At 75.7% G+C, this 12,216-nt stretch carries 11 protein-coding genes; 5 read left to right on the top strand and 6 right to left on the bottom strand.

The window, feature by feature from the left end; genetic code table 11:
• The first annotated feature begins 280 nt into the window (after positions 1 to 280).
• Entirely contained in the window at positions 281 to 727 is a 447-nt protein-coding gene (locus AB0D10_RS04450) for a hypothetical protein (protein WP_360251093.1), read from the top strand.
• Positions 728 to 1,049: 322 nt separating this feature from the next.
• On the opposite strand, the gene AB0D10_RS04445 is transcribed toward AB0D10_RS04450, so the two are convergent.
• Together AB0D10_RS04445 and AB0D10_RS04440 are read right to left on the bottom strand one after the other, a co-directional pair.
• On the bottom strand, positions 1,050 to 1,826 hold the full coding sequence (locus tag AB0D10_RS04445) for a GNAT family N-acetyltransferase (protein ID WP_360251090.1): 777 nt from the start codon (positions 1,824 to 1,826) through the stop codon (positions 1,050 to 1,052).
• Positions 1,827 to 1,830: 4 nt separating this feature from the next.
• On the bottom strand, positions 1,831 to 2,319 hold the full coding sequence (locus AB0D10_RS04440; protein WP_360251087.1) for a MerR family transcriptional regulator: 489 nt from the start codon (positions 2,317 to 2,319) through the stop codon (positions 1,831 to 1,833).
• Positions 2,320 to 2,389: 70 nt separating this feature from the next.
• Between AB0D10_RS04440 and AB0D10_RS04435 the strand changes: the two genes are divergently transcribed.
• The gene (locus AB0D10_RS04435; RefSeq protein WP_360251084.1) at positions 2,390 to 3,367 is read left to right on the top strand and encodes an NAD(P)-binding domain-containing protein; all 978 of its coding nucleotides are present in this window, start codon (positions 2,390 to 2,392) and stop codon (positions 3,365 to 3,367) included.
• A gap of 311 nt (positions 3,368 to 3,678) precedes the next feature.
• Here AB0D10_RS04435 and AB0D10_RS04430 read toward each other — a convergent pair whose 3' ends face one another.
• The 3 genes from AB0D10_RS04430 to AB0D10_RS04420 form a co-directional block, all read right to left on the bottom strand.
• The gene (locus AB0D10_RS04430) at positions 3,679 to 4,314 is read right to left on the bottom strand and encodes a 3'-5' exonuclease (RefSeq protein ID WP_360251082.1); all 636 of its coding nucleotides are present in this window, start codon (positions 4,312 to 4,314) and stop codon (positions 3,679 to 3,681) included.
• A gap of 126 nt (positions 4,315 to 4,440) precedes the next feature.
• Complete coding sequence (locus AB0D10_RS04425) at positions 4,441 to 5,232, bottom strand: SDR family NAD(P)-dependent oxidoreductase (protein ID WP_360251079.1); 792 nt, start codon at positions 5,230 to 5,232, stop codon at positions 4,441 to 4,443.
• 256 nt (positions 5,233 to 5,488) lie between these two features.
• Positions 5,489 to 6,418 carry an NADP-dependent oxidoreductase gene (locus AB0D10_RS04420; protein WP_360251076.1) on the bottom strand — a complete coding sequence of 310 codons (930 nt, stop codon included), beginning with the start codon at positions 6,416 to 6,418 and terminating at the stop codon, positions 5,489 to 5,491.
• Between the two features lie 148 nt (positions 6,419 to 6,566).
• Here AB0D10_RS04420 and AB0D10_RS04415 point away from each other — a divergent pair, with 148 nt between their 5' ends.
• From AB0D10_RS04415 to AB0D10_RS04405, 3 genes are all read left to right on the top strand, one after another.
• Positions 6,567 to 8,024 (top strand): helix-turn-helix transcriptional regulator, encoded by a 1,458-nt coding sequence (locus AB0D10_RS04415; RefSeq protein WP_360251073.1) that lies wholly within the window; start codon positions 6,567 to 6,569, stop codon positions 8,022 to 8,024.
• A gap of 80 nt (positions 8,025 to 8,104) precedes the next feature.
• Positions 8,105 to 8,614 (top strand): protein phosphatase, encoded by a 510-nt coding sequence (locus tag AB0D10_RS04410; protein WP_360251070.1) that lies wholly within the window; start codon positions 8,105 to 8,107, stop codon positions 8,612 to 8,614.
• Positions 8,615 to 8,619: 5 nt separating this feature from the next.
• Positions 8,620 to 11,595 carry a HEAT repeat domain-containing protein gene (locus AB0D10_RS04405; RefSeq protein ID WP_360251067.1) on the top strand — a complete coding sequence of 992 codons (2,976 nt, stop codon included), beginning with the start codon at positions 8,620 to 8,622 and terminating at the stop codon, positions 11,593 to 11,595.
• 104 nt (positions 11,596 to 11,699) lie between these two features.
• Here the strand turns inward: AB0D10_RS04405 and AB0D10_RS04400 are convergent, their stop codons facing one another.
• Positions 11,700 to 12,107, bottom strand: coding sequence for a hypothetical protein (locus tag AB0D10_RS04400; RefSeq protein ID WP_360251064.1), 408 nt, complete (start codon positions 12,105 to 12,107; stop codon positions 11,700 to 11,702).
• Between the last annotated feature and the right edge of the window lie 109 nt (positions 12,108 to 12,216).

The raw sequence follows: 12,216 nt of genomic DNA, 5'->3' as shown, positions 1-12,216 counted from the left end.
GGCTCGCTGGGACCGAGCCGTGGCCTCGTCGTACGATGTGCCGGTTCTGTCGTCACGGACGTGCCGCGCGGTCACGGCCTTCTTCCTGCCGGACGGGCCTCGGTGGGTCCTGTCAGGGGGGAACGAGCGGTGAACCACTTCCGCGTCCGAACGGACGCGCTGCCGTGGCCGGCGCACGCGCTGCGGCGTCCGGGCACCCGGATCGACGGCGGCGCCGGGCAGGAGTGCGGGCGTCGGAAGCCGCACCCCGCCGGCGGCGCCCCGGACTGGCACCGGTCGTATGAGTGAAGGACAGCGCCCCCCGCTCCGGCTCCGGGCCGGCGGCCCGCTGCTGCTCGGCGGCTTCGGATGGGCGTTCGGCGTCCCGGCCCTCGTCGCGGACGGCACGATCCACGGGCTCGTGAGCCGCTGCCACGACAGCCCCGGTGCCCCGGCGCCGGTGCTGCCGCTCGCCTGGGCCGGACTGGCGCTGGGCATCGCCGCGGTGTGCTGGGGCGGTGGGCAGCTCGTCGTCGCCGTCCGGCGCAAGGCGCTCCGGATCGGGGCGGGGCACGCCCTGCTCTGCGTGCTGCTGCCGGTGGCGGTGATCGGCGTGCCACTCCAGTACGCCCTGGCGCAGACCGCCGCGCACGACACCGGGGTGCAGCACAGTGCCTGCTTCGGGCAGGGCCGCCTCGCGGGCGAGGACGATCCGGCGGCCGTCCGTCAGGTACGGTTCCGGGTCTGACCGCTGCCGGGCGGGCACCCACCCGAACGCGACTCCGAGTCCGGCCCCGAGCCCGACACCGAGCCCGACACCGACAGCGATCCCGAGAGCGATCCCGAGTTCGGCGGCGTGGCGAAGGAGGAACACGCTGCGGCTCCCTTCCCGGGTGCCCCGACGGCCCCCGTTCGTGATGCCTCGACGATGCCCCCCGTCGCCCCTCCCCCACATGTACCGAACGGCACAACCTGCGCGGCAACACCCCCTGTGCCCCTGCCGATCGGCAGGGGCACAGGAACCTCGAAGGGCCCCGGCGCCCCGCGGGCGGGAGGCGGGGCACCACCCCCTACGGCCGGTACACGTACGGCGTCGTCGTGCTCAGCCGGGCGAAGCCGAGGCGCTGGAGGATGGGGCGGCTGTCGTCGCTGGCGTCGACCTGCAGGTAGTGGTAGCCGAGGTCGGCGGCGAGGCGCGCGCGGTACGCGACGAGGGCGCGGTAGATGCCCCGCCCGCGCCAGTCGGGGGCGGTGCCGCCGCCCCACAGGCCGGCGAATCCGGTGCCGGGGTTCAGTTCCATCCGGGCCGCGGACACCGGGCGGTCGCCGGCCAGGGCCACGACCATGCTGACGGTGTCGGTGCCGTGCCGGAGGTGGTCGAGCAGGCGCTGCCGCAGACCCGGCCGGTCCGTGCCGAAGGCCTGCGCGTGGGCCTCCACCACGAGGTCGACCCCGGCCGGGTCGTTCACCGGGTGCAGCCGCACGCCGTCGGGGACGACGACCTCGGTGGGCAGGTCGGCGATCCGGGCGATCATCAGCGCCTCGTCCGGCTCGGGCGTGAACCCGGCCGCGCGCAGCCGGTCCCCGAGGTCGGCGGGGCGGTCGTGGGAGTAGGCCTTCCACTCGAACTCCAGGCCCAGCGCGGTGAAGTGGCGCACCTGTCCGGCGATCGCCGCGTCCGCCCCGGCCTCGTCCAGGCCCGACCACACCACGCCGTTCCAGTCGTCCGGTCCGCCCACCTGCCGCACCACCGCCCCGTCGCGCTCGACGCGGACTCCGGGGCCGTCGGACTGCGCGTTGCGCCGGACACGCTCGTCGAACAGGGCGAGCACCTCGTCATGATCCATCCGCTCACTCCAGCACGGCCCGGGACCGCACGCCATCGAGTTTCCGCCCGGTCGCCTCCCCGGGGCCGGCCGACGAGGACGAGGCGGACCCCACCGCGGACCGCGCGGCAGCCGGCCGGGCCGCAAGGATCACCTCGCTCGGCGCGTCCGCGCCCATGATGGTGTCCAGCAGGGCGCGGGCCGCGGCGAGTTCGTCCATCTGCCGGGTGATCCTGGCGCGTTCCCGGGCCAGGCCCTCGCGCAGTTCCGGGCAGGTCGGACCGGGGCGGCGGCGCCCCGGGGGCGGCAGTCCCGGCAGGATCTCGGCGATCACCGCGCTGTTGAGGCCGGCCGCGAGGAGGGTGCGGATGCCGTGGACGGCGTCGACGTCCCCCTCGTCGTACGCGCGGTAGCCGCTGGGTCGGCGCTCGGGGGCGAGCAGGCCCTGTTCCTCGTAGTAGCGCAGGGCGCGCGGGGTGACCCCGGTCCGCCGGGCGAGTTCTCCGATCCGCATCGCTGGCACCTCACGTGGCCGGTCGTCCGCCTTGACTCTGCCGTCGGCGTGAAGGTCTAGCGTAACCGCCGTGCCGAACCGACGATCTCCCTCAACCACCCTTTCCCGTCATGCCGTTGCCGTCCTGGGCCTGGGCCCGATGGGCCGGGCGCTGGCCGGTGCGCTGTCGGCCGCCGGTCACCCGACCACCGTGTGGAACCGCTCCCCGGGGCGGGACGTCGAACTGCTCGCCCTGGGCGCGCGGTCGGCCGCAAGCGCCGCCGAGGCGGTGGCGGACGCCCCGCTCGTCCTGCTCTGCGTCCGTGACCGGGCGGCAGCCCGGGCCGTGCTGGACGCCGCCGGGCCTGCGCTGCGCGGCCGGACCGTGGTCAACGCCACCTCGATCGCGCCGGACGAGGCCCGGGCCGATGCCCGCTACGCCGAGGCCCGGGGCTTCCGCCTCCTCGACGCCGCGGTCCTCACCCCCACCCCGACCATCGGCGGCCCCGAGGGCACCGTCCTGCTCAGTGGCGACCCCGAGACCTTCGCCGCGCACGAGGAGACGCTCCGGGCCCTGGGCACAGTGCGTCACGTGGGCGCGGACCCGGGGCGGGCGGCGGCCTACGACGCGGCCCTGCTGGACCTGTTCTGGACCAGCGTGCACGGGTGGGTCCACGCCCTGGCGCTCGCCCGCGCCGAGGGCATCAGCGGCGCCGAACTCGCCCCGTACGCCCAAGGGTTGCCGCGCATCCTGGCCCCGCTGATCGACGACTTCGCCCAGCGCGCGGACGACCGCCACCACCCGGGCGACCGCAGCAGCGTGGCCTCCGCCGAAGCCGGCCTGACACACGTCGCGCACACCGCCCGGGCACGCGGCCTGGACTCCTCCGTCCTGGACGCCGCGCTCGCCCTCACCCGGCGGGCGGTCGACGCGGGGCACGGGCCCGACGGCGTGTCGGCCCTGGTCGAGCTGCTCTCCGTCCAGGTGCCCTCGCCGACGACCGGCGAACGGACCGGCGAACGGACGGGCGAGCGAACCGGCGAACGGACCGGCGAGCGAACCGCGTAAGCGGACCGGGGCGGGCCCCGGATCGAGCTCGCAGATCTCCGTCCCGGCGAACGACGTACGGTCCCGGTCGAGTTGCAGCCACACCCGGGGGGCCTCGTCGTCGAGGTGGATCCAGGCGTTGCCGGCACGGGTGACCGGAGCCGTTCGACGGTAGGCGCAGGCCGGGCCGCACCGACACCGGCACCGGCCGTGGAGGCGCAGCCCCGCCGCGACCCGGGCCGGACCGGGCCGGTTCCCGGAGGCGGGCTCCACCTCCGGGAACGACACCAGCGCGGGGTGGACGTCCGCGAGCAGCGGCGGTTCGGTCCCGCTCATCCCGCCGGGCCGTGCGCACGGTCCACGCCCGCCGGGCCGTGCGCGCCGTCCGGACCGTCCTCGCCTCCCGGGGCCTGCGGCCAGTCGCCGCGCGCCGCCAGGTCCAGGACCAGGGCCGCGATGTTCCACGCGTCGTCGTCGCCCCGGTGGTGGCGGCCCTCCAGCGGCAGGCCCGCCAGCGTCAGGGCCTGGGCCATTCCGGGGCGCCGACGCAGGACGTGGGAGGCGGTGAAGACGACCTTCGCGTTGGTGTGGCGGTGGCCGAAGGGGTACGGCGTACCGGTCTGCCGGCACTGACGGGTGAACTGGTTGCGGTCGTAGTCGCCCCAACTGGCCCAGGGCGTCGAGCCGGTGCGGTGCCGGGCCGCCAGTGTCCGGCAGGCTTCGGCGAAGGAGAGTCCGCCGTCCACCTCGGCCTGGGTGAGCCCCGTCAGCTCGGTGCAGAAGGGGCTGACCTTCGATCGGGTCGGGCGCACCAGCAGCCGGTGCTTGGCGAGGCGTTCGCCCGCGCGCAGGTCGACGACGGTGAGCCCGATCTCGATGATCTCGCTGACCTGACCGGGCGGCGGCTGCCCGTCCCAGCACGTGGCTTCGACATCGACCACGTTCAGCAGGTGCTCGTTGACGTCCATGGGGGTGAGCGTAGGGAGGCGCCCCGCACCGGGGCACCCGGTTTTCGGTACCCGCCCCGCCGTGCGTCCGCCCCCGCGTCGGCAGCACGGCCGCACCGCCCACCACTGCGCCGGCCGCGCCGCGGGTCACTGCGCCAGGTAGCCGCCGTCGACCGGGAGGACGGCGCCGGTGATGAAGGAGGCGTCGTCGGAGGCGAGGAAGAGGACGGCGGCGGCGACTTCGGCCGGGTTGCCGAGGCGGCCCATCGGGTGGAGCTTCTCGATCGCCGCGAGGTACTCGGGGCCGCCGGGTTCGTCGCCCAGGCGGGCGACGCGTTCGGTGGTGATGGTGCCGGGGGCGACGGCGTTGACCCGGATGCCGCGGCCCGCCCATTCGACGGCGAGATGCTTGGTGAGGCCGGAGGCGACGAACTTGGCTGGCCCGTAGACGGCTTGGCCGCGCTGGCCGGCCTCGCCGGAGATGGAGGAGAGGCAGACGACCGAGCCGCCGGGCCGTTCCTGGGCGGTCATCGCCTGGATCGCGTACTTGCAGGTGAGGAACATGCCGCGACCGTCCACGGCCATCACGTGGTCCCAGTCCTCGGCGGTGGCCTCGGTGATCTCCATCAGGGGGAGCACCCCGGCGTTGGCGACCAGGACGTCCAGGCGGCCGTGCCGCTCGACGGCGGCCTCGATCATCCGGCGGGCGTCCCCGTCATCGGCCACGTCGCCGACCAGCGTACTGACAGCGCCGGGGAGTTGCCCGGCCAGCCGGTCCAGCCCCGCGGCGTCGATGTCGGTGGCGACCACCGACGCGCCCTCCAGGACGAACCGCTCGGCGACGGCTCGTCCGATGCCGCTCGCCGCCCCCGTCACCACGCAGGAGCGACCGGCCAGCCGACCGGTCGCGGGGCTTCCCGCCGCGTTCTCCGCCACCATGGGCGCGACTCTACCCACCCGAACGGGCGGAATTCGGGCTTCCGTCACCGTCCCGCCCTTTGGCGCGTCGGCCGGGTGACGCACCCGGGGAGACCGACCGGGCACGCATCACCCGGGACACGCCGCGGCAGGGGACGGACGCCGCCCACCGCGGCCGCCCGCCCGGTCCGGCCGGTGGGCGGTGCGGCGGGCGGCACGGCGGAGTGCGGGGTGCCGGGTTCCGGGTGCGGCGTGCCGGGTACGGGCGCCGCCGCCGTCAGACCGTGAGGACGATCTTGCCGCGCAGGTGCCCCTGCTCACTCACCCGCTGCGCCTCGGCGGCCTCCGCCAGCGGGAACACCCGGTGCAGCGGCAGCCGCAGGGTGCCGGCCTCGTGCAGGGCGATCGCGGCCGCGTAGGCGCGCCGGTGGTGGAACTCGACGCCGTCGGCGCCGCCGGTGAAGCGGACGCCGTACTGCTCCGCGCCCACGAAGTCGGCGATGGTCAGGACCCGGTCCGCGCTGCCCGTCAGCTCGACGGACAGCGGCAGCACCCCGCCCTGCCCGGCCGCGTCCAGCGCGCGGTCCACCCCGCCCGGGGCGGCTGCCCGCACCCGCTCGGCCAGGCCCTCGCCGTACGTCACGGGGATCGCGCCGAGTTCGCGCAGGTGGTCGTGGTTGGCCTCGCTCGCGGTGCCGATCACGGTGATCCCGCGTGCCCGGGCGAACTGCAGCAGCACGGTGCCGACCCCGCCCGCCGCGCCGTGCACCAGCAGGGTCTCGCCCGCCCGCACGCCGAGGACGTCGAGTGCCCGCTCGGCGGTCTCGGCGGCCACCGGGATCGCCGCCGCCTCCTCCCAGCCGAGCGAGGCCGGCTTGCGGGCCAGCATCGCGGCGGGCACCAGCGCGTGTTCGGCGTAGCCGCCGCCCATCACGGCGCCGAACACCTCGTCGCCGGGGGCGAAGCCGGTCACGCCGTCACCGAGGGCCTCCACCACGCCGGCCAGCTCGTAGCCGTTCACGGCCGGGAAGGCGACCGGGAAGAGCCCGGCCATCGCGCCGCTGCGCACCTTGTGGTCGAGCGGGTTGACGCCCACCGTGCGGACCGCGACCCGGACCTGGCCGGGCCCGGGGGCGGGCAGCTCGATGTCGATCGGGCGCAGCACGTCCGCGCCGCCGTACTCGTGGAAGGCGATCGCCTTGGTCATGGAAGGTCCTTGGGGTTCGGAGGAGTTGCTTCTTGCGACGGTTCCCATCCTGGTCCGGGCCCGATGACCGGGGACCCAGCCGTTCGGCCGGTTCGACCTGTCCGAACGGCCAGGTCGATCCGGTCGCGACCGGACTAGGCTCGGCCCCATGGATCGTGTGGACGGCGTGCGCGGGACGAGCGGCACGGGCAGGACGACCGGCGCGGACGGCACGGGCGGTACGGACGAGGCGTGGCGGGAGTCCTGGGGCCGCCCGGAGGACGCGCTGGCGCGGGCCGTCGAGGTGCTGCGCACGCCGCGGCCCGACCTCCTGCTCCGCCTCTCCCGGATGCTCGGCACGCTCGTCCCGCACGTGGCGGTCGCCCAGCTCAGCGGCGTCTGCACGCACTCCCCCACCCACGCCCACGGCCTGCCGGAGCTGACCGAGGGGGTCAGCAGCCTGGAGCTGTCCCGGCTGGCCGAGCGCACCACCGCGACCACCTCGGCCGGCCGCCCCTGGCAGGGCGAGGCCGAACTCGCGGGCCGCACCCGGCCGGTGGTCGTCGTCTCGGCGGCCTCGGGCGGTGCGCAGGGCGACGACGAATCGGACACCGCCGCCGCACCGGGCCACGCCGGCGGCGCCGTCCTGGTACTCGTCCGGGCCGACACCACCCCCGTGCCGCCGGGGGCACTCGCCGTCCTGCAGCACCTGTGGGAGCTGGTCATCGCCCATTCCGACCACCGCGCCACCGACGCCGGGCCCAAGCACGCGGCGGTCTCCCGTGCCTCCGCCACCGCCCGCGCCCGGGCGATCGCCGAGTTCACCGGCACGCACAGTGCGGCGCTCAGCGCGGTCCTGGCGCCGTTGCGCTCGGCCGACCTGGACGACGCGACCGCGCGCCGCAGTGCCACCGAACTGGCCGTCACCGCCCTGCTCGACCTGCGCCGGGGCGCCGATCTGGACCGCACGCTCAGCGAGGAGCCCGCCGACGCCGCCTTCGCCCGGCTCGCCCGGGAGCTGCGCCCGCTGCTGCGGCACACCCGGGTGCGGCTGGACGCGGCGCCGCCGGCCGGGGCTGCCCGCTCGGTGCCGGCCGATGCCGCACGCACCGCCCGGGAGGCCGTCCGGGCGGCCGTCCTGCTGATGCTGGAGCAGGAGAAGCCGACCCGGCTGCACGTCAGCTGGCAGTTCACCCCGGAGGACGCCCTGCGGGCGGTGGTCCGCGGCGACGGCCTGGGCGTGCTGGCCGTCGACGCCCTCGCCGTCCACCGCACCGACGACCGCATCGCGGCCCTCGGCGGCCGCTGCACCGTCGAGGCCGTTCCCGGCTGGGGCACCACGGTGACGGTCGACCTGCCGCTCTCCCTCCCCGAGCCGGCTCCCGGCCCCACCACCGATCCCGTGGACGGTCTCCAGCCGAGGGAGTCGGAGGTGCTCGACCAGCTCGCCCAGGGCCGCCGCAACCGCGAGATCGCCGCCGCACTGCACATCAGTGAGTCGACGGTGAAGTTCCACGTCGCCAACATCCTGGCGAAGCTGGGCGTGGCCTCGCGCGGCGAGGCGGCCGCCCTGGCCCATCGCGCCAGGCTCCCCGGCGGGAGGACGGGCCTGCACGTGGCGTCCTGAGCCCGGGCTGCCCGTACCGGGCGGCGCCGCTCCGGCCCGCTCCGGTCCGCTCCGCTCCGCTCCGCCCACAGAATGGTTCCATGACCGACCCGACCGACCCGACCGGCCCAGCCGCCCCGAAGACCCCGACCGACCCGACCGACCCGACCGGCCCGGTCTCCCCACCGACCACCTGGCCCGCCGACACCCCCGGCCTCCTGCGGCTGCCCTCCGGCCGCCTGCTGCGCGGCCGCGGCCTGAGCCGCCCGCTGCCGCCCGGGCCGCGGCCCGACTTCGGCCTCTACCTGCTGGGCCGCCCGCCCAAGGGCCTCCCGTGGGAGCGGCGCTGGGTCCGCTGGCCCGACTTCCGGCTGCCGAGCGACCGCGCGGACGCGGCCGACGCCTTCCGCGAGGCCTGGGAGCGTTCCGCCGCCGAACGCGTCGAACTCGCCTGCGCCGGCGGGCGCGGCCGCACCGGCACCGCCCTCGCCTGCATCGCGGTGCTGGACGGCGTCCCGGCCGCCGAGGCGGTCGCGTACGTGCGCGAGCACTACAGCCGGCACGCCGTCGAGACGCCGTGGCAGCGGAAGTTCGTGGAGCGGCTAGCCTAGGCGGCATGGGTGGGGATCCAGAGGTTTCGGCGGTCAACCGGGTCACCGTGGACACGATCGCGGGCCATGTCCTCCAGGCCGGAACGATCAACCTGACCTGCGCGGACGGGCCTCCGGTCACCGCCGGTTCGGTGGTGGCCGCCTGCGCCGCGTACGCGCGCCGGGTGCGGGAGACGTACGGACGCCTGGACCTGGAGGTGCTCACCCCGCTCTCCGATCAGGGCGAGCACCCGGTGGTCGAGCTACGCGAGGTGTTCGTCACCCCGCAGGTCCGGGAGGACCCGCCGCCGGTGGAGCTGCCCCGCGAGCTGTACCGACGGCTGCTGGCGGACCGGGAGTTCACCGGCGAGGAACTCCCGCCCGGGCTGGGCCGGTCGGCGCTCGAACAGCTGCGTGACGACTACCTGGACCGCCCGACCGAGGACGCGTTCGCCGCCCTGACCGGGCCGCGCGGCCAACGGGTCGTCCTGCTCGGCGACCCCGGTTCGGGCAAGTCGACGCTCGCCCGCTACCTGGCCCTCACGCTCTCCCAGGACGGCGCCGGGCCGCTCGCCCCGCTGGACGGGCTGGTGCCCCTGGTGGTCGAACTGCGCCAGTACGCCGAGGGGCTGTGGCGCGAGCGCACGTTCGAGGACTTCCTCGACCACCGTCACCGCGTCGCCGGGATGTCGCTCCCCGGGCCGGAGTTGCGCCGTCTCCTCGACGAGGGGCGGGTCGTCATCGTCTTCGACGGACTGGACGAGCTCTTCGACCCGGGGGTCCGCGCCGCCGCGGCCGAGCGGATCGCCGCCTTCGCGGCCCGGTACGACCGGGTGCGCGTCGTCGTCACCTCGCGGGTCATCGGCTACCAGCGCGCGGCCCTCGGCGGTGCCGGCTTCACCCACTTCATGCTGCAGGACCTGGATCCCGGCCGGATCGCCGACTTCGCCCGCCGCTGGTACGCGATCGCCTGCCCGGCGGATCCGGAGCTCGCGGCCCGCCTGGTCGACCGCATCACCGGCGCCGTGAACGCCTCCCGTCCGATCCGCGAACTCGCCGGGAATCCACTGCTGTTGACGATCCTCGCCATCATCGGGCGGCGCCGGACGCTGCCCCGGGACCGGCGGGGCGTCTACGAGCACGCGGTGCGGGTCCTGGTCGCCCACTGGGACCGCGACACCAAGCACCTGAGTGCCCCGCTGAAGTCCGGTGCCGCCGAGGCGATCGAGCTCCTCGACGACCGCGAGCGCATGGAGCTGCTGCGCCTCCTGGCCCGCCGCATGCAGGAGGGCACCGGCGGCATCGCCGGGAACCACATCCACGCGGCCGAGCTGGAGGCGGTGTTCCAGGAGTACTTCACCCAGTTCGGCCTGCCGCCGCACCAGTGCCTGGCCGCCGCCCGGGCCCTCAGGGACGAGTTGCGCGAGCGCAACTTCATCCTGGCCCGCTACGGCGGCGAGGTGTACGGCTTCGTGCACCGGGCGTTCCTGGAGCACCTGGCGGCGGAGGACGTCGTCCACCGTTACACGGTGCGGCGGGAGTGGACGCCGCAGGGCCTGATCGAGGAGGTCTTCGCGCGCCGGGCGGACGATCCGGCGTGGCACGAGGTGCTGCTGCTCGTCGTCAACCAGCTGAGCGAGCCGGACGCGGCCGCGGTGATCGACCACCTGCTGGACCGGCGCGACGAGTCCTCGCTGGTCCTGGCGATCCGGTCGTTGGCCGAGGTGCGGAAGATCGGGCTGCTGCGCGCGCAGAGCGACCGGGCGGTCGACGACCTCACCGGCTTCCTCGCGGAGTACACCTCCTTCGCGTTCCGGGTGGACGCGCTCCTCGCCGCGCTGTCCGCCCTCAGCGCGGTTCCCTCCTGGACCGGGCGCGACCGCTACCTCCGGTGGTTCCACCTCCGGGGCCAGTTCACCTCGTCGACCAGTGTGAAGATCACGGCGGCGGTCACCTGCCACACCGTCATCGGACGTTCCCTCGCCCTCGCCGCCTTCACCTCCCCGAACAACAAGGGTTCCGCCGTCACCGCGCTGGCCCGCCGGTGGGCCGACCACCCCGACATCGTGCCCGCACTGCTGGCCCTGGCCGCCGAACGGTCCACCACCTCGCTCCGGCACAAGGTGCTGGTCGAACTGGCCGAGGGGTGGCCCGACCACCCGGACGTCAGGCCCCTGCTGCCGGAGATCGAGGCGGCCGCGGCCCGGCCGCTGTTCTCCGGCAGCGCCCTGGAGAACCACCGGCCGGCGGACGTCCCGGTCGAGGCCTTCCGCCCGAGGGAACCGGGTGACCCCACGGTCCTGATGGACCTCGCCGCCAACGGCCGAACGGGTTCCGTCCGGTCCGACGCCCTCCAGTCCCTCGCGGAGTCCTGGACACGGCACCCCGGCGTCCTTCCGCTGTTCCTCGACCGGGCCGTCGGCGACGTGCAGAACAGCGTGCGGGAGGCCGCGGTCCGCGAACTGGCGCGCTGGCGGACCGACGCCCCGGCCGTCCTGCCGGTGCTGCGCGATCGAGCCCTGCACGACCGCAGCCCCAGCACCCGCCGCCGCGCCCTGGAGGGGCTCGCCCGGCTGGACTCCGACGGCCCCGGGACCGTGCTGCTGCTCACTCGGACCGCGACGGATTCGGAGAACTCCCGGCTGCGACTGACGGCCCTGGACCTCCTGGCCCGGTACCGGGGTTCGCACCCCGAGACGCTGCCGGTCCTGCTCGACCGCGCCACCGCCGACTCCGACGCCACCGTCCGCGCCGCGGCGCTCAGCCACTACGCGGTGCTCGCCCCGGACGACGCCGGGGCCCTCGTCCTCGCCCGGGCGTCGGGCGACCCCGGCCGGAACGTCCGCAGCCAGGCGCTGACCATGCTGGCCTGGCAGTGGCCGGACCACCCCGGGACCTCCGCCGCTCTGGAGCACGCGGCCGCCTCGGACCCGGAGGCGTACGTCCGCGACACCGCCCGGGAATGCCTCGAAGCCGTCACCCGCCTCGCCGCCTCCTCCTGAGCCCACGGACAGGGATCCGCGACCACCACGGCCGCCGTTGGCTGCGACCGGAACGGGATGCCCGCACCCCGGCACCCCGCACCCCCGCGCCCCGGTCGGGGGGGTCACTCCTCGCGCAGGAGCGTGAACTCCGCCGGCTCGCCCTCCATGGTGAAACGCCGTGGCGCGCCCGGCTCGTCGGGCCGCCAGCCGGCGGCGAGGCCGGCGCGGATCAGGGCGGCGGTCAAGGCGGGTGTGACGGGGGCGAGTTGGAAGACCTCGGCGATGCGGTCGGCGGGGGCGGTCAGCAGGACGCCGAAGTTGAGCCAGGGGTCGTCGAAGCGGCGCGTGACGTCCAGCGGGCGCCCGGGGCGTCCGGGCGGATCGCCGGGACCGCCCGGACCACCAGGGTTGCCAGGGTTGCCAGGGTCGAGCCAGGCGCGCACCACCACGTGCTCGGCGTCGCGGAAGCGGACGACCCAGCGGTAGTCGCGGCCGTCGACGTGGATCCTGCGCGGTGTCCTCTGAGCCATCCCGCCACCGTAGCCCTCGGCGCCGCGCCGCCGTCACCCCGCCGGTGCACGCGCTCCGCCTCGGCGCTTCCCCGGTCTCAGAGCTCCCAGGCCGGGCCGACTGGGCAGC

Source organism: Kitasatospora sp. NPDC048545 (genome assembly GCF_040651155.1).
Lineage (GTDB): Bacteria > Actinomycetota > Actinomycetes > Streptomycetales > Streptomycetaceae > Kitasatospora.
The sequence above is the reverse complement of the archived record's forward strand: the minus strand, read 5'-3'. Positions and strand labels throughout refer to the sequence as shown.